We start from the raw sequence: 16,717 nt of genomic DNA, 5'->3' as shown, positions 1-16,717 counted from the left end.
TTCACATTTTCTTAGCAATTTTATCCAAATCAAGTTGTCCTTGATACCCTTTCTTGGTCCATAGCTTTAATGTATCGTTATTCCATTCATAGATATCCAATCCGTTTTCTCCCGCGCCTAAGGACCATCCCAGAATGATCTCGGGTCGACCGTCATTCGTAACATCCGACAATCCGGCGTAATCCAAACCATAACCAAAACCTTTTGCATCCCAAATGATTCGCCACTCTTCGTTATGCTGCTTCAGCAATGCCGCTTTAAGCATTTTGTCCTTGGTGACATTCTCCTCATAAACAACCATTGCCTCATCGATGCCGTCTCCATCCACATCCCCGAACAAAATGCCGCTGCCCGTATTCCCGCCGTCCGGTGCTAACAGTCGGGCGCCTTTAGGCAATAAATTTTGGAGAATTGCACTAAAATTATCCTTTTGTATATTCACTTCTGAGGAAGGAGATTTTATTAAATCCATGGGCGTTGAAGGCATGCCACACCCGCTAATCCACAATAATGAGATTGTTATGAGCCCTGTACAAATCCATTTACTGAACATTCGCTTCTCTGCTCCTTGAAAATCATTGTACTGTTCCATTTTATATTTTTAGGGAAAATAAAAGGTTATGAAAAAGTAAAAATTAATCCCCTTTATTTCGGAAGATAAATCTCAACTCTCGTTCCTTTTCCAAGCTTACTGGTAATTTTCAATTGTCCGTGGTGCAATTTAATGATTTGTTCGGATATGGATAACCCCAAACCGCTTCCGGTTCCATGGATGTTACCTTTGTAGAACTTTTGAAATACGTTCGCCAAGTCCTGTTCCGCGATACCCGAACCCGTATCCTCCACGGCAATGATGATTTGCTGTTGATTCGAGTAAGCGTACATCTTAATGCTGCCATTTGGTCCCGTGAATTTTAGTGAGTTGTCGATCAGATTAATTAACACCTGTTTCAACCGATTTTCGTCGCCCTGAATGATAGGGAGTGTATCGTCAATATCTAAGTCTAACGAAATGCTCTGCCGGGCTGCTCTGGGAGCAAGCTGTTTTCCTATATGCCCAAGTAATTCTTGAATCTGAACCGGCGCAAAGGATAGGGCAATTCGTCCGTTGTCCAATTTAGCAAAATCAAGCAGCTCATCTACCATCCGGGTTAACCTGTCCGTTTCCGTATCGATAATTTCAAGTCCGTCTTTAAGCATGGCCTTGTCATCCCCCTCACTCGAATGCAAGGTTACGACCCAGCCTTTGATAGACGTTAACGGCGTACGAAGCTCATGAGAAACCGATGATATGAAATCGTTTTTTATCTGTTCATTTTGCCGTAGCCTAGCCGCCATTGAATTGAATGTATCTGCCAACGCTCCAAGCTCGTCCCGATAACGTTTATTAGCTTTTATGGAAAAGTCCCCTTCCGCCATCTTTTGTGCAGCCAGCTCAAGCTCCGTGATTGAACTCGTAATCGTTCTTGATAGAAAGATACCGGGAATGGCTACAATGAAAATAACGAGAAGTCCGACTGCAATAAAGATCGCAGAAACTTGGTTAACCGTCTTCACCGTTTCCGTTAAAGAGGTCACAAACCTGACAACACCCACGGTACGATCCTTGGCTTGCAGCGGGTAAGATACCGCTAATATATCTTCGTTGGTTGACGAGTTATTGCCTCTCCACGTCCCGGCCTTTCCGCTGCACGCCTCTTGCACATCCTGATATTCGAGCATATTCTCACTGGTAAGAAGTCCGGTTGAGTCTTGAAGAAGTTGTCCGGTTGAACTTATAATTTGGACTTGCGCGGCGGAATTATGAGAAAATCCACTCAAAAGGCGTTCCGACTGCTTCTCTAAATCTTCGTCAGCAAAATATTGATGATAAAAAGAAGCGGACAGCTCTGCTTGATTCATCAGGATGCGTTCAACATTGTGAAAATAATAAAAGTTCACCAAAGCAATCAGCATACATTCCAGAATGGCAACCGTAATTAGAATAATAACGAAATAGCTTCCTACTACTCTTTTTTGAATACTCACCCCTTCAAACCTCCTGTTTCCAGCGGTACCCCAATCCCCACACCGTTTCGATCAACTTCGGCTTGGAGCAATCATCTTCAATTTTTTCCCTTAGTTTTCGAACATGAACATCTACGGTTTTGGTATCACCCATAAAATCTTCTCCCCAAACAAGGTTCAATAGCTCATTTCTGGATAAAGCTTTATCAGGGTTATCCATAAAGGTTTTCACCATTTGATATTCCTTCGGTGTTACTTCAATGACACAGTCATGTTTAAATAACAGCTTCGCATCCAAATCTAGGCGGATCGAGCCGGCTTGAAGTATTTTTCTTTGTGGTTCCGCCACTTTCTGGGTACGGCGCAATACCGTTCTGATTCTTGCTACGAGCTCTAACGGATTAAAAGGCTTTACAATGTAATCGTCAGCACCAAGCTCAAGCCCCCGAATCTTATCCAAATCTTGTGTACGTGCAGTCAGAAAAACAATGACGATGTCCGAATCGATTTCTCTTAGCTTCCTGCAAAAATCAAACCCATCCATATCGGGCAGCATAATGTCCAGAACGACAACATCGGGCCGACTTATAGCGAGGCTCTTCAAAGCCTGTTCTCCTAAAGCAGCTTCGGTGACTTTAAATCCTGCTCTGTCTAAATTAATCGCTACAAAACGTCTAATATTGTCATCGTCTTCAACAATGAGCACTTCGTTTCGATATAAAGTTTCCATGACTTCCTCCTAGAACTTAAAAATTTCAATGCTAAAACACAAAAAAGCTCTCCATATTAAACGAGAGCTTTGGGAGGTTCAGATCCTTTGTACTGCTAAGTACATTTATTTGTCAATAGAAGAATGAGCGTTTACAACCATTCTACTCAATGTTTTTTCTTTTTCAACTATAGTCTGTTCATATCTGACAATTTTATCATCTAGCCGTTCCAACACTTTCTTCATATCTTCCATTCTGATGATGAGCTGCTTGCGCTGCTCGTTTAGCAGTTCTTTTCTAGCCTCCATGGTCCCATCACCTTGCTGAAACAACCCGACATACTCAATCAAAATTTCAATTGGAAGACCTACGCCTCGCATGCATTTTATAAATTCAACCCACCTGCAGTCTTCTTCGGTATAATCCCTAATTCCGCTTTTATTACGGTTTACACGTGGAATAAGGCCGATTCGTTCATAATAGCGGAGTGTATCGTGTGACAAATCAAATTTTTCACTTACTTCTGCTATCAACATGCCGATTCAACTCCAATTTCAGATTATCAAACTGCACCGATTACCGCGTGGGGAACATACGGCTCTTCCAGCGATGCAATTTCTTCGGATGTTAACGTAATCGAAAGGGCAGCTGCTGCATCATCGAGATTGGACATTTTCGTAGCACCGATAATGGGAGCTGTTACCGGTTCTTTCTGCAGCAGCCAGGCAAGTGCGATTTGAGCGCGGGGAACGCCGCGTTTTTCCGCTATGCCTGCAACACGCTCCACAATCAATCGATCCGTACTTGCAGTCGCATCGTATTTAGACTTCTGCACTTGATCGGTTTCGGAACGATGCGTTGATTCAGACCAATCGCGCGTCAATCTTCCTGATGCAAGCGGGCTATAAGGGATCACACCGATTTTCTCCGCCTTGCAAAGCGGCAGCATCTCCCTCTCTTCTTCACGGTAGATGAGGTTTAAATGATTCTGCATGGACACAAATCGAGTCCACCCGTTTTTTTCAGCTGTATGCAATGCCTTTAGGAACTGCCAAGCGTACATGGCAGAAGCGCCGATGTATCTGGCCTTCCCAGCCTTCACAACATCATGCAGCGCTTCCATCGTTTCTTCAATAGGCGTATTGTAATCCCAGCGATGAATTTGATAAAGGTCTACATAGTCTGTTCCTAATCGCTTAAGACTCTTATCAATTTCACTCATGATTGCCTTCCGGGAAAGACCGGCGCCATTCGGACCTTGGTGCATACGGAAATGAACTTTTGTCGCGAGGACAATTTCATCACGATTAGCATAATCCTTCAGAGCTCGTCCGACAATTTCCTCGCTTGTTCCGTCTGCATACACATTCGCCGTATCAAAAAAATTGATGCCAAGCTCAAGAGCTTGTTTTATAATAGGGCGGCTTCGCTCTTCATCAAGTACCCAGGGATGAACCCACCGCTCTGCTACACCAAAGCTCATACAACCAAGACAAAGCCGAGATACATCCAAGCCCGTATTGCCAAGTTTCACATATTGCATTCGATTGTTCCTCACTTTCCACTCGGTATTTTTGCCTTCGTCTGTAGTTTACTCCTTGGAGTTAACTCCAAGTCAAGGGTATATCGGGCAACAGGAGGGGCGCAGCCTAACGAAGGGAACTCCATTCCCTTATTTCAGGCGAAAAGCGGAATTTCGGAGGGGAAGGAGAACTACAGGGTCTTATTCCACCTCAATCATCCTCATATCTGTTCAGAATAGGGGAATAGCGGACCCTAGTTCCCGTTTCCTCGCCTCAAGCGCTATTTTGGGCAAAATAGCACCCTGTAGTTCCCTCCCTCTACCTGTTTGCGAGGCATTAAGATTGGCCGTCTCCAGATGAAAAAAGGAGCAAGCTCTCGCTCACCCCTTCATCAGTCACATCAACCGCTGCCGCGAAGCCTCAAAAAGCAGCACCGTCGCCGCCATCGCAACGTTCAGCGACTCCGCCTTGCCCTGCATCGGGATGATCACCTGCACATCCGACTGCGCAGCGACTTCCGGCGACACGCCCCGGCCCTCGTTGCCGAGAATCAGCCACGTCGGCTGCCGCAGGTCCGTGTCGTAGCACGAGCGCTGCGCCTGCAGGCTCGTGGTCACCAGCCGCACGCCGCGCTCACGCGCGCGCGGCAGCAGCAGCCCCAAATCTGCCTCCACAATCGGCAGATGATACATCGATCCCATCGTCGAGCGGATCGTCTTGGGATTGTACAGATCGACCGTGCCGCGGCCGAGCACGACCGCTTTGGCACCTACCGCATCCGCGCTGCGGATGATGGTGCCGAGGTTGCCGGGGTCCTGAACGCCGTCCAGCACCACCACAAGATCATGCTCGCCCGCGAGCAGCTCGTCCATGCCGAGCTGCGGTCGAGCCACGATAGCCAGCACGCCTTGCGGCGTTTGCGTATCCGTGCATTTCGCCAGAACCGCCTGGCTGACGCCGACCCATTCCACCGCGCCCGGCGTGGCAAGATCCGCAAGACCACCCGGTACGCCTTTTTCCAAGCTATAGATAATCGTTTCGACGGAAGCTCCGGCATGCAGCGCTTCCTCCACGAGATGATGGCCCTCAATGATATACTTCCCCTGCTTATCTCTACCCTTACGCTCCAAAAGCTGTGCCCATTCTTTCACGCGGGCATTTTGAACAGACATGATTTCCGTATGTGTCATTTTTATACCTACTCTGCAAAAGTCACTTCAAACGTTTGAAGATTCGAATTTTTACCGACAACGACCAAAATATCATCGGACCGAAGCATTTCTTCCGCGCTCGGCGGGATAATCAATTTATCATTTTGCTTAATGGCTATGACATTGCAGCCGTATTTGGCCCGAATATCAAGCTCTCTAAGGCTTTTGCCCACCATATGGCGGGAAGTTTGAATTTCCACGATACTGTAATCCGCAGACAACTCTATATAATCAACAATATTAGAGGAAATCAAGTGATGCGCCACGCGCTGCCCCATATCTCTTTCCGGATAAACGACCTTGTCAGCGCCGATTTTCTTAAGCACCTTGCCATGCAAATCGTTCACAGCTTTCACAACTACCGTAGGAATGCCCATTTCTTTAAGAATTAAAGTAGTCAAAATACTAGCTTGAATATCCTCCCCAATCGCTACCACGACAACGTCAAAATTACGAATCCCGAGCGCTCTGAGTGCTTCCTCATCCGTTGAATCCGCTTGTACCGCGTGCGTAACAATGGCTGAAATTTCTTGAACCGTCTCTTCACGAGAATCGATAGCCATAACCTCAAAATCTAATTGTGACAACGTTCTGGCAATGCTGGACCCGAATCTTCCCATACCGATAATGGCAAATTGTTTTCTCATAGGTTGACGTTTCCTCCAGTTTCCCAATGTATTTAAAAATTATACCATACTCGCGGCCTGCAGGCTCACTTTACAAGGAAAAGGTGGTGAAATGCGAAGGATGAACCGGCATCAACTTGCGCATATTAGTATCGATAACGAAAGGGAAGCGAGGTCCACGAACGAATGAATATCACATTAAGACAGGCCATCGTCCAGAGAGTCCAAAATAAATCCAATGATGAGCTTCAAGAAATTATTGAAGACTCCATCGGCGGCGAAGAACGGGTATTGCCGGGGTTAGGCGTACTTTTCGAAATCATATGGCAGCATAGCGAAGCAAATATTCAAAATGAACTTGTCGAAACTCTAAAAGGGCATTTGCCTTGACCTCATGAATTCACAGTCGGCTAGGGGGCTGCTGCACGCAATCCCTTAGCTGGTAACTAAGCTTCGGGAAACGTACATGCAGCGGGAAATCTTCCGCTTAAACGGCGGTCTGCTGTGCCATTTGCATAGCGTTCCCAGTTTGAACTTAGCACGTTCAAAATATCATGGAAAGTTTCAAATGGGTAAAAAAGCGTCCCTTCCTCCATCAAATACCCGGCAAGACTAGCCCTGGCGAATATCCAATCGGCAAATCCGGATCCATAGTAATCGCTGCTGCCATCTCCGATATAAATGACCTGCCAGCCATCCTCTTTTAACTGCTTCACAACGCTTGCTTTGCAGCAGCCGCACCATTTGCACGCCTCATTCGAATTTTGCACGCCAAACTGAAACTGTCCGTCCGGCAAATAATTTATCGGGTTCGCGATCACTTGACTAACCTTCACTTGCTCGCGGCTTAAGATCCGCTCAATATAGTATTGCATACCGTCGCTGAGCACCGTAACCGGCACTTCTTTCTGCTCACAGAAATCGATAAAGCGCTGCGCCCCGTCCCGTAAACTCACACGCTCAAGCACCCGGTCTACCTGCTCCTGCCGGCCCTCAAGCAACGGGTAAGCGGCGTTGATCCAGGCCAGAGAACCTGCCTTTTTCGCACCAAAAAGCCGCGAGGCCTCCACCACTTGAGGCTGAGTCAACACATCCATGGCGAGCATCAATTCATCCCCCACGTCCTGCTCCATCAACGTTCCGTCAAAATCGGTTACGACCGCTATTTTTGGCATTCCTGACATCCTCCCTATCTGTCAAAACAAAAAATCCCCCTCTAAACAAAGAGGAGGATGCAATTACGATCATTATAGCACGGAATCAGGCAGCAGCGGGGCTGGCTTTTCGCAGCTGCTCTGCATCACGTAATGCTTGCCTTCGTTCGATGCATCGTGGAAGCCATGCATCGCCTCAAGCACATGGTAGGCCAGCTCACCATTCGCACGATGCGCTGTACTTTCGCCGCTGATTAGCGCTTGAGCCATGGCCGCAACGCCCAACCCGCGATGGTTCTCTTTGTAACCATGGGACAGAGGGATCGGTTCCCAGTCCGAACCATTTTTACGGATCATCACCTGACCGCCAAATGTGTTCGGATCCGGGACGCGCAGGGAGCCGTGGCTGCCGTAGATTTCAATGTTCGGCAGCTGCGTGCCGCCCATAATGTCGAAGCTCGTGACCAGCGTTGCAATTGCGCCGCTATGGAAATCAAGCACGCCCGCAATATGCGTTGGCGTTTCGACCGTGATCTTCTGTCCGCGTTTTTTCTCGCTCTTAATCGTCCGCTCCGGGAAGCTAACCCCAGTCGAGCCCGTTACGCGGCGAATAGGTCCCAGCAAAGCTACTAACGCTGTCAGGTAGTAGGGTCCCATATCGAACATCGGGCCGCCGCCTTTGGCATAGTAAAACTCAGGATCCGGGTGCCAATGCTCATGGCCTTTGCTCATCATGAATGCCGTTGCGGCAATCGGCGTCCCGATCCACCCGTCATTGATCAGCTTCACGCACGTTTGAATACCTCCGCCGAGGAACGTATCCGGCGCGCTGCCGACCAGCAATCCCTTGCGGCGCGCCGCTTCCAGAATGCGCAAGCCCTCTTCGCGGGTTACAGCGAGCGGTTTCTCCACATACACGTGCTTGCCTGCTTCCAAAACTTGAAGGCAGACCTCGGCATGTGCACCCGGAATCGTCAGATTGATGACAATGTCAATATTCGCATCGTTCAAAAGCTCCTGAACCGTATACGCATGTGGAATCCCATACTCCTCCGCCCGTGCCTTCGCTCTGTCCACGTCAATATCCGCGCAAGCAATCAGTTCCAAATGCGCAAAGCTTGGAATATTTTTCATATAAACTGCACTAATATTTCCGCAACCGATAATGCCAACCTTCATCTTATTCATCTTCCCGTCTCCCCCTCTTCGTTAGCGTGTTGCCCACAGCAGACCGCGCCGCATAAGCTCAAGTGTTTCCGGCATCCGTACAATGTTCGCTTGATGGCCAAGCGAGTTGTAATATACCTTGCCTGCGCCATAGGTTTTGGTCCAAACGACCGGCATCTCCACATCGCCGAAATCAGTGACTGCATGAACCTGAATAACGGGATCAACATGCATGTAATATTTTTCGGAGACAACGACAAAATCTTCCATACCCTCCGTCAAAGAATGCTCACGATCCTTAATCCGCACGGTATAGGTAACACCTTCATTCCCCGGATGAGCGACCCATTGACCGCCGACCATGTACTGATATTCGACTTCATTCCGGAAGGAATCAGCCATTCCGCCGTGGCAGCCGGCAATCCCGGTTCCGCCCTCTTTGACCGCTTCAAGCAGTGGCGTCAGCTGCTCTTTCTCGATTTTCCCCATCGTCCATACCGGAACAATAAGATCGATACCCTTCAAGCGCTCCGCATCTTTAAAACTGTCCAGCGTATCGGATACCTCCACGCCATAGCCTTCCTCACGCAATAACCCGGCAAAAATGCCTGCCACTTCTTCCGGTTGATGACCATCCCAGCCGCCCCAGACAATCAATGCTTGTTTACTCATTATGTAAGAGCCCCTCTCCCCTTGTAGGATAAAACCTTAAACCTCGCTGATTTTCACCCAACGGCGCTGCTCAATGGATTGATCCACGGCTTCCAGCACCTCTTGACACTTCACGCCGTCCACGAAATTCGGAAGGGGTTGACGATCCTCTGCAAGAGCGTTCATCAGCTCAACAACCTCGTGCACGAACGTATGCTCATATCCGATGGTATGTCCGGCCGGCCACCAAGCATCCATGTACGCATGGGACGCGTCTGTCGCCAGAACACGGCGGAAACCCTGAACATCCTCATCATCACTTGTAAAATAGACCTGCAGCTCGTTCAATCGCTCAAAATCAAACTTCACGCTGCCTTTACTGCCATTAATTTCAAAAGAGTTCGTACACCGGTGACCCGGTGCAAAACGCGTCGCCTCGAAGCTGCCCAGCGCACCGTTTGCAAAACGCGCCATAAACAGCGTCGCGTCATCGACGGTGACCGGTCCATGCGGCGCATCCTTGCTGCCTTTGGCGCTCAGCCCTGTCATCGAGCTCGGCAGCGGACGCTCCTTCACGAATGTCTCGCTCATGCCGATGACTTCCGTCATATCGCCGACCAGGAAGTGCGCCAGATCGATCAGATGCGCGCCCAAGTCGCCATGCGACCCGGAGCCGGCAATCTCCTTCTGCAAGCGCCACACCAGCGGGAAGGTCGGATCTACGATCCAGTCCTGCAGGAACCAGGCGCGGAAGTGATAAATCTGGCCGAGGCGGCCGCTAAGGGCCAGCTTCTTCGCGAGCTGCACCGCAGGAGCAAAACGATAGTTGAAGCCCACCATGTGCTTCACCCCGGCTGCTTCAGCCGCCTCCAGCATCTCCCTTGCATCCGCAAGGGTCAGCGCCAGCGGCTTCTCGCAGAACAGATGCTTGCCGGCCTTTGCCGCAGCAAGCGCGATTTCCTTGTGCGCGTCGCTGGGCGCATTGATATCGACAATGTCGATATCCGGATGCGTGACCAGCTCGCGCCAATCCGTCACGTACCCTTCCCAGCCGAACTGCTCGGCGGCCGTTTTGACACCGTTTTCATCGCGTCCGCAGATGAGCTTCATTTTCGGCACCGCCGTCTGCGGGAAAAACATATGTAAATCTTTATAAGCATGACTGTGCGCCTTACCCATAAATTTATAGCCGACCATACCGACATTGAATGATTTCATACTTAGAAAGCCTCCTTAAGCGTATAATCGATCTTTATCCACGGTCATAACTCACCTATGAAATCGTGCTGCTTTTGGATGATTGCCGAATAACCAAACGTGTCTGCAGCTTCACATTGGAAGGCTTTGCGCTTTCCCCCTGTATAACGCGTGTCAGCACACCTCGTGCCGCTTCTTTCCCCATCTCATAGAAAGGCACATTAATACTGCTTAACGGCGGATCGCTCAGTTTGGCGGCATCGGAATCATCGCATCCGACAACGGCGAAGTCCCGCCCGGCCACCCAACCTTTTTCCCGGAGCCCTTGCATGAGACCAATCGCCATGCGATCGTTGGCGGCAAATACCGCTTCTACCTGCTCACGCTGCGCCCAGAGCCGATCTGCCGCTTCGTAGCCGCTTTTGCGGCTGTAGTTGCCTTCCAGCAGCAGCTCGGAAGGGACCTCCAACCCGGCATCGCGCATCGCACTCAGATAGCCTTGAAGTCTGTCTCCGGAATTGGAATACTCCGGCGAGCCGTTCAAGAAGGCAATCTTCCGATAGCCCTCATCCTGCAAATGCCGAACTGCCTGGTAGCTGCCATCTACGTGATCGGCGTCCACCTCATGAAAGGCCAAACCCTCAAAGTGCTGATTCACCAAGCAGAACGGGTGCCCTTGATCCTGCAGCTGCCGGAGCGATTCCCGCTGCTGCGGGGTATCTCTTGCGCCCAGAATGACACAAGCATCCACTTTCTGAGACCGGTAGAGCCTTGTGTAGTCCAGGCTTTCGTCCGGTTTCAGCAGCGACAACAGCATGTCGTACCCTTGCTCCCTTACCTGCTCGCCGATGCCGCTTAATATTTCCGCGAAATAATACGCTGAAAAAAGATGCACCTTAGGCATATAAGGAAGTACCACGCCTAAATTTCCACTGCGTCTTCGAGCAAAGCTTTGGGCGATGGCGTTCGGATGGTAATTCAGCCGGCTAGCCGCTTCCAGCACGCGCGTTTTGGTAGCAGGCTTCATGGGTCCGAGCCCATTAAATACACGGGAAACAGTCGCTTCGGAAACTCCTGCTAATTCAGCAACCTCTTTTCTAGTCACCATGTAGAAGCCTCCATTTCTATTCATATATTCTTTTATGTACACGCGTACATTTTCTCATTCAAGGACCGAATCTGTCAATACGTTGCGGACAAAAAATATATGAGCCGCATTTCGACAAAGACGTCGGTTTTCAGTCAAAGAATCACGCAAAAAACGACTAATTTCTGTAAAATGTCCTAATTTATAATATTGTCTATCCCTTGCCTTTCGTTTTATGATTAAGGGTACATGGACAACTATGATGTGGGAATGAGTGATCGCAATGAAAGTAGCCCGGCGCCTTTTTCACTTGGCCTCATCGAGAACGATCGGTGCTCTGCGGAGCACGAAAAAAGCGACTCGAAGTCACCTTCAAGTATTAATCAATAAAGCCGTTCGAAGTCACAGCCGAGCTGTGCGCAACGCCCAAATTCAAACCGTTCTTATCCTGGATATTGACCGTTTTCAACAAATCAATTTCTCAATCGGCTACGAAGCCGGCGATTATCTGCTATCGGAGGTCGCCTCCCGCTTGCAGTCAGTACCTAATTGCTCCCTCCTCGTTCAATCAGGGGATGATGAATTCGTGCTGGTCCTGCACGCCGTCCATCAGGAACAGTTGTCCCAAATCATACAGCAGATTGAGCAGCTCTTTCATCGGCCGTTTATGATCCATGAGCACGAATGTTACATTAACGTCAGTATGGGCATGAGTGCTGTGGCATTGTCGCCCGCTACCGTTGAACAGGCGTTGAAGCAAGCCGATCAAGCCCTTCAAGCCGCCAAACATACCGGCAAAAATAAGCTCGTCACATACCATTCCATGCTTAGCACATCTCCTGCTCGCTCCATGGAGATGGAAACCGAGCTGCGCAAGGCTATTTTAGAAAATCAGCTCATCTTGTACTATCAGCCGCGTCTTGAACTCTCTACCGGCAAAATCATCTGCCTGGAAGCTTTAGTACGATGGAACCATCCGAATCTCGGCATGATTCCCCCGAACGAGTTCATTCCGCTTGCAGAAGAAAGCGGTTTGATTCTGCCGCTCGGCGAATGGGTGCTCCGCGAGGCTTGCCTCCAGAAAGTGAGATGGCTTGAAGCTGGTATTTTAGACTACCAGGTTGCCGTCAATATTTCGCCCTGCCAGTTTCAGGATGAAGCCTTTTCGGATAAAGCCATTCAAATCATTGAACAGACCGGCATCGATCCCGCATATCTGGAATTCGAAATTACGGAAAGCTCCATCATGCAAAACATGGATACTACTGTAGCTATATTGGAAAAACTTTGCAATAAAGGTATTTCCATCTCGATCGATGATTTCGGAATCGGCTACTCCTCATTGAATTATTTGAAGCATTTTCCTATCCACTGTTTAAAAATAGACCGTTCTTTCGTGAAAAATATACATAGCAATAAAGATGATCTGGCGATTACCAACGCGATTATTCACCTTGGTCACGCCCTTAACGTGCAAGTGGTTGCAGAAGGCGTAGAAGAGTTGAGCCAGCTTGAAATCTTGCGAGAAACTACCTGTACGACGATTCAAGGCTATCTCTTAAGTCCGCCGGTTTCAGTATACGAAATTGAGCGCAGCTTTCACAGGTATGACAACAGGCCGGTTATGATATCATAACCGGCCGTTTGCTCTGCCGTACCTCTGTATTTTCGAGAAAATGCGCTTATCCCGCAGTCTGCGGAAAATATAAGGATCCGGACTCGTATTGACTTCAAGAATCCATGGATGGAGCTCTTTGTCCAGGGCGACATCCACCCCGATTTCCTTAACGCCCCGATATTTGGCATGAATCGCTTTAGCCACACGCATCCCGAGTACATGCAGCTTTTGGATATATTGATCCCGCTCTCCGGCAGACAAATAACTGTGCAGCAGCGTATCCACAGGCTTCAAAGTTCCCCCACTGTGAAAATTCGTAACGATTTTGCTAGGATGTGCCACTCTTCCGATCACGCCTGTTGTTTCCCAAGACCGGCGCGGCGATTGCTGCACCATAATCCGCAAGTCGAAGCGGTTCCCTCTATATTTCAGCAGGTGAATTCCTTTTTGGACCAGGTACTGTTTTTTTCCTGTTTTCTTAATAATTGAGGCATACATATCGTCGAACGTTTTGAACCGTTTCAAATTGACGCCCAACTGATAGGAATAGGGCATGATTTCTCCCCCGCCCTCCGACATTTCCACACGGATCACACCGTTACCGAACATGCCGACATTGGGCTTGATGTATACCATTTTATGCTGATTCAGCATTTGCTTCAGCGTCTCTGACGTCATCCATTTTGTCGTTGGCACATATTCCTTTAGGGAAACATTAGCCTCCACCGCTTTGGTTTTGCCAATTTTGCTCGTGACATAACGGGAATATCTGATTTTAGTCCGTTTCTTTAGGATCATTCTCATGCTTTCCCTCCTGCTTTAGTCTATAGAAGCCGGACAGTGATCGCGCTGTGGCCTGCCAACTGAGCTGTCTGACCTTCATTCATAACCCGTACTTATTGTATGAAGCAAACCGTTCATCGGCAACCATGGATAAACGACCAATAAAGAAGAGACTGCACGCCAGATTTTACTCTGGCATACAGTCTCTTCTACGCATTACAGCATTATGGAGCACTCGTTAAAAACTGCGCATTCGGATTCTTCTCCATGGAAGATCTCAGCGCATATTCGCTTTCGAACAACCCGACATAATTCCCTTTTTTATCCTTCACAAGCTGTGAATTAATACGGAATTTACCCGGATCGATCTTCTCATCGATAATCCAACGCGCGAACTGATAGTTCTGGCGCTGCAGTTGAATGTCTACGCCATATTCCGATCTCATTCGGTGCTCTAGCACCTCGAACTGCAATTGGCCGACGACGCCCAGAATCATATCTTCGAAGCCGAACGTCGTAAACACTTGGATCATGCCTTCTTCCGTCAATTGATCGATTCCTTTGAGGAACTGCTTTTGCTTCAGCGCATTTTTGATCGAAACCTTGCTGAACAGCTCAGGTGAGAACGTTGGCAGCTCGTCAAACACGATCTCTTCCCCTTCGCTCAGGGAATCTCCGATACGGAATATACCCGGGTCGAACAAGCCGATGATATCGCCAGGAAACGCTTGTTCCACGATATCGCGGTCCTGTGCCAAAAACTGCTGCGGCTGAGCCAGCTTGATATCTTTGCCCATGCGGACATGCTTAACGGCCATGCCGCGCTCGAATTTTCCGGATACGATTCGAAGAAACGCAACGCGGTCACGGTGAGCCGGGTTCATATTCGCCTGAATTTTGAAAACGTAGCCCGAGAATTTCTCCTTCGTAGGCTCGATTACGCCTGCCGTGCTGTTGCGCGGCTCCGGTTTCGGCGCAAGCTGAAGGAAGTTCTCCAAGAAAGTCTGCACACCGAAATTGTTCACGGCACTACCGAAAAACACTGGCGTAAGCTCGCCTTTTAGCACCTTCTCCATATCGAACGGATCTCCGGCTACATCTAGCAGCTCAATGTCATTGCATAGTTGCTGATGCAAGAATTCACCGGCAATTTGACGGACAAGCGGATCTTCTACCCCTTCGACCTTGCGCACTTCAATTTCTCTGTGATCCTCGCCGTTATACAGCTCCAGCTGCGACTTGCCGCGATCATATACGCCGCAGAATTGCTTGCCTGACCCAATCGGCCAGTTCATCGGATAGGATCGAATGCCGAGTACTTCTTCCAGCTCTTCTAGAAGCTCGAACGGATCGCGGCCCTCACGGTCCAATTTGTTAATAAACGTGAAGATCGGAATGCCGCGCATCCGGCAAACCTGGAATAGCTTCTTGGTCTGTGTTTCTACCCCTTTGGCCACGTCAATCAACATCACCGCGCTATCGGCGGCAGTGAGTGTCCGGTACGTATCCTCACTGAAATCTTGGTGACCGGGCGTATCCAAAATGTTAACTCTGTGACCTTCGTAGTCGAACTGCATCACACTGGACGTGACGGAGATTCCGCGCTGCTTTTCAATTTCCATCCAGTCGGACGTTGCGTGTTTGCTCGCTTTGCGCCCTTTGACAGTTCCGGCTAAGCGAATGGCGCCTCCGAATAAGAGCAGTTTTTCGGTCAAGGTTGTTTTACCCGCATCCGGGTGAGAAATAATCGCGAACGTACGTCGCTTAGCGACTTCCGTTTCGAGGAGCTTTGTGAGTTGCGTAGTCATCTGTTCGTTTAATTCCCTTCTTCTTTTACATGGGTAGTGCTGGTTGCTGCTTATTGATTAAGCCTGGGCTTTCTGCAAATCGATACTCCAATTCGCTTCCTCAAGGAACGTTCGGTTGCTGAACTCCCTGCCGCGAACGACAACCTTATCGGCAAATACTTGCACATAGATACCCTGAGCTTTATTTTTGGCTTCCTGCTGGTATGCACGGTTCAGCGTTCTGCCGACCGAGGCATTATGGAAATAATGGAATGTTTCCTGCACATAATGCGGAGTCCCATTCTGGAAATCTTGATGGCGGTGTCCGCAGAAGACGAACACATTCTTATATGGCTTCAGTGTCTCGCGGAACTGGATCGCGCGGATTAATTGGTGAGTTCCCCCATCCGTACCGTTCGGCGGCAGCGGTTGATGCGTCATCACGAACAGAGGTCTGCCCGGCTGATACAGCGCTTTAACCCGTTCTTTGAACCAGGCTAGCTGCTCATCAGAATACCATGCTCCCTCGCCGACCTCCGGCCTCTCCTGCACGTAGGCTTCTTGGGAAAGCAGCAGAATGGAGTGGCCTTTTGTCGTAAAATCATTATAGAGCGTCTTGTAGCCGAAAAATTTCTTGAACTGCTCCCGGCTGACCTCATCGCTTTTACCGTTCGGCACGGCCGCTTGATCCCAGTTGTTCGCTTTATTGATCCAGATCGTGTAATAGTCGTGATTTCCCATGTTCGCATGAACAGGCGGAAGTTTATACTCATTTACAATGGTACGCAGCTCCTTATAATCTCGTTCCGTTCCCGAATCCGTCAAATCGCCTGTTAACATAATGGCATCAACAGGGCCGTCGAAATGCGTAATATCATCAAGTGCCTGACGCAATTTCTTACCGGTCAGTGGATCGCCAACGCTGATATGAAGATCGCTTAGTATAAAATAGGACATCAACGGGCCTGTCGGCAGCGGTTCGGCCGAAGGTTGCGCTGCAGCTTGAGAGGGCTCAGGGTTTTCGGAAGACAAAGCAGGCTGATCCTCCGCCATAAACTTTTTCTTCACCATTTGACTAAAAAAAGCGCTTAAACCAACCAATGCAGCCCCGATTGCAAGCAGCCATCTTATAAAAGCTCTTCGCGACATGTACGCACCTCAAGTATAATAGTAAGGATTTACTCCGTAAGTTCTAT

At 49.0% G+C, this 16,717-nt stretch carries 17 protein-coding genes; 2 read left to right on the top strand and 15 right to left on the bottom strand.

Annotated elements, in window-relative coordinates:
• Window position 1: 1 nt before the first annotated feature.
• From GC097_RS06440 to GC097_RS06410, 7 genes are all read right to left on the bottom strand, one after another.
• Window positions 2-442, bottom strand: coding sequence for a hypothetical protein (locus tag GC097_RS06440; RefSeq protein WP_312875622.1), 441 nt, complete (start codon window positions 440-442; stop codon window positions 2-4).
• A 203-nt stretch (window positions 443-645) separates the two neighbouring features.
• Complete coding sequence (locus tag GC097_RS34140; protein ID WP_171682508.1) at window positions 646-2,028, bottom strand: sensor histidine kinase; 1,383 nt, start codon at window positions 2,026-2,028, stop codon at window positions 646-648.
• Between the two features lie 4 nt (window positions 2,029-2,032).
• The gene (locus tag GC097_RS06430) at window positions 2,033-2,737 is read right to left on the bottom strand and encodes a response regulator transcription factor (protein WP_171682507.1); all 705 of its coding nucleotides are present in this window, start codon (window positions 2,735-2,737) and stop codon (window positions 2,033-2,035) included.
• 105 nt (window positions 2,738-2,842) lie between these two features.
• Window positions 2,843-3,253, bottom strand: a complete 411-nt coding sequence (locus tag GC097_RS06425) for a MerR family transcriptional regulator (protein WP_171682506.1) — start codon at window positions 3,251-3,253, stop codon at window positions 2,843-2,845.
• Between the two features lie 26 nt (window positions 3,254-3,279).
• Window positions 3,280-4,260 carry an aldo/keto reductase gene (locus GC097_RS06420; protein ID WP_171682505.1) on the bottom strand — a complete coding sequence of 327 codons (981 nt, stop codon included), beginning with the start codon at window positions 4,258-4,260 and terminating at the stop codon, window positions 3,280-3,282.
• Window positions 4,261-4,635: 375 nt separating this feature from the next.
• Complete coding sequence (locus GC097_RS06415; protein WP_171682504.1) at window positions 4,636-5,430, bottom strand: TrmH family RNA methyltransferase; 795 nt, start codon at window positions 5,428-5,430, stop codon at window positions 4,636-4,638.
• An 8-nt stretch (window positions 5,431-5,438) separates the two neighbouring features.
• Window positions 5,439-6,098: a potassium channel family protein gene (locus GC097_RS06410; RefSeq protein ID WP_171682503.1), complete on the bottom strand. Its 660-nt coding sequence runs from the start codon at window positions 6,096-6,098 to the stop codon at window positions 5,439-5,441.
• A gap of 165 nt (window positions 6,099-6,263) precedes the next feature.
• Between GC097_RS06410 and sspI the strand changes: the two genes are divergently transcribed.
• The gene (gene sspI / locus GC097_RS06405; RefSeq protein ID WP_127453137.1) at window positions 6,264-6,467 is read left to right on the top strand and encodes a small acid-soluble spore protein SspI; all 204 of its coding nucleotides are present in this window, start codon (window positions 6,264-6,266) and stop codon (window positions 6,465-6,467) included.
• Between the two features lie 56 nt (window positions 6,468-6,523).
• Here the strand turns inward: sspI and GC097_RS06400 are convergent, their stop codons facing one another.
• The 5 genes from GC097_RS06400 to GC097_RS06380 form a co-directional block, all read right to left on the bottom strand.
• A complete protein-coding gene (locus GC097_RS06400; protein ID WP_171682502.1) occupies window positions 6,524-7,252 on the bottom strand; it encodes an MtnX-like HAD-IB family phosphatase in 729 nt (242 codons plus the stop codon).
• Between the two features lie 72 nt (window positions 7,253-7,324).
• Entirely contained in the window at window positions 7,325-8,419 is a 1,095-nt protein-coding gene (locus GC097_RS06395) for a Gfo/Idh/MocA family protein (RefSeq protein ID WP_171682501.1), read from the bottom strand.
• 21 nt (window positions 8,420-8,440) lie between these two features.
• The gene (locus GC097_RS06390; protein ID WP_171682500.1) at window positions 8,441-9,070 is read right to left on the bottom strand and encodes a ThuA domain-containing protein; all 630 of its coding nucleotides are present in this window, start codon (window positions 9,068-9,070) and stop codon (window positions 8,441-8,443) included.
• A 36-nt stretch (window positions 9,071-9,106) separates the two neighbouring features.
• Window positions 9,107-10,267, bottom strand: coding sequence for a Gfo/Idh/MocA family protein (locus GC097_RS06385; RefSeq protein WP_171682499.1), 1,161 nt, complete (start codon window positions 10,265-10,267; stop codon window positions 9,107-9,109).
• 55 nt (window positions 10,268-10,322) lie between these two features.
• On the bottom strand, window positions 10,323-11,354 hold the full coding sequence (locus GC097_RS06380) for a LacI family DNA-binding transcriptional regulator (protein WP_171682498.1): 1,032 nt from the start codon (window positions 11,352-11,354) through the stop codon (window positions 10,323-10,325).
• A 262-nt stretch (window positions 11,355-11,616) separates the two neighbouring features.
• Here GC097_RS06380 and GC097_RS06375 point away from each other — a divergent pair, with 262 nt between their 5' ends.
• Window positions 11,617-12,969 carry a putative bifunctional diguanylate cyclase/phosphodiesterase gene (locus tag GC097_RS06375; protein WP_171682497.1) on the top strand — a complete coding sequence of 451 codons (1,353 nt, stop codon included), beginning with the start codon at window positions 11,617-11,619 and terminating at the stop codon, window positions 12,967-12,969.
• Here the strand turns inward: GC097_RS06375 and GC097_RS06370 are convergent.
• The 3 genes from GC097_RS06370 to GC097_RS06360 form a co-directional block, all read right to left on the bottom strand.
• Complete coding sequence (locus GC097_RS06370; protein ID WP_246294002.1) at window positions 12,964-13,755, bottom strand: YheC/YheD family protein; 792 nt, start codon at window positions 13,753-13,755, stop codon at window positions 12,964-12,966. The genes GC097_RS06375 and GC097_RS06370 overlap by 6 nt on opposite strands.
• Before the next feature lie 203 nt (window positions 13,756-13,958).
• Window positions 13,959-15,542 (bottom strand): peptide chain release factor 3, encoded by a 1,584-nt coding sequence (locus GC097_RS06365; RefSeq protein ID WP_171682496.1) that lies wholly within the window; start codon window positions 15,540-15,542, stop codon window positions 13,959-13,961.
• 57 nt (window positions 15,543-15,599) lie between these two features.
• On the bottom strand, window positions 15,600-16,670 hold the full coding sequence (locus tag GC097_RS06360; protein WP_171682495.1) for a metallophosphoesterase family protein: 1,071 nt from the start codon (window positions 16,668-16,670) through the stop codon (window positions 15,600-15,602).
• Between the last annotated feature and the right edge of the window lie 47 nt (window positions 16,671-16,717).

The organism is Paenibacillus planticolens (assembly GCF_013141725.1).
Taxonomy (GTDB): Bacteria; Bacillota; Bacilli; order Paenibacillales; family NBRC-103111; genus Paenibacillus_E; species Paenibacillus_E planticolens.
Note: the sequence above shows the minus strand (reverse complement) of the source record. Positions and strands in the feature narration are given on the sequence as shown.

Coding starts and splice junctions, on each gene's coding strand:
- GC097_RS06430 (WP_171682507.1), bottom strand. CDS start 2,737: ATGGAAACTTTATATCGAAACGAAGTGCTCATTGTTGAAGACGATGAC.
- GC097_RS06425 (WP_171682506.1), bottom strand. CDS start 3,253: ATGTTGATAGCAGAAGTAAGTGAAAAATTTGATTTGTCACACGATACA.
- GC097_RS06420 (WP_171682505.1), bottom strand. CDS start 4,260: ATGCAATATGTGAAACTTGGCAATACGGGCTTGGATGTATCTCGGCTT.
- GC097_RS06415 (WP_171682504.1), bottom strand. CDS start 5,430: ATGACACATACGGAAATCATGTCTGTTCAAAATGCCCGCGTGAAAGAA.
- GC097_RS06410 (WP_171682503.1), bottom strand. CDS start 6,098: ATGAGAAAACAATTTGCCATTATCGGTATGGGAAGATTCGGGTCCAGC.
- sspI (WP_127453137.1), top strand. CDS start 6,264: ATGAATATCACATTAAGACAGGCCATCGTCCAGAGAGTCCAAAATAAA.
- GC097_RS06400 (WP_171682502.1), bottom strand. CDS start 7,252: ATGCCAAAAATAGCGGTCGTAACCGATTTTGACGGAACGTTGATGGAG.
- GC097_RS06395 (WP_171682501.1), bottom strand. CDS start 8,419: ATGAATAAGATGAAGGTTGGCATTATCGGTTGCGGAAATATTAGTGCA.
- GC097_RS06390 (WP_171682500.1), bottom strand. CDS start 9,070: ATGAGTAAACAAGCATTGATTGTCTGGGGCGGCTGGGATGGTCATCAA.
- GC097_RS06385 (WP_171682499.1), bottom strand. CDS start 10,267: ATGAAATCATTCAATGTCGGTATGGTCGGCTATAAATTTATGGGTAAG.
- GC097_RS06380 (WP_171682498.1), bottom strand. CDS start 11,354: ATGGTGACTAGAAAAGAGGTTGCTGAATTAGCAGGAGTTTCCGAAGCG.
- GC097_RS06375 (WP_171682497.1), top strand. CDS start 11,617: ATGAAAGTAGCCCGGCGCCTTTTTCACTTGGCCTCATCGAGAACGATC.
- GC097_RS06370 (WP_246294002.1), bottom strand. CDS start 13,755: ATGAGAATGATCCTAAAGAAACGGACTAAAATCAGATATTCCCGTTAT.
- GC097_RS06365 (WP_171682496.1), bottom strand. CDS start 15,542: ATGACTACGCAACTCACAAAGCTCCTCGAAACGGAAGTCGCTAAGCGA.
- GC097_RS06360 (WP_171682495.1), bottom strand. CDS start 16,670: ATGTCGCGAAGAGCTTTTATAAGATGGCTGCTTGCAATCGGGGCTGCA.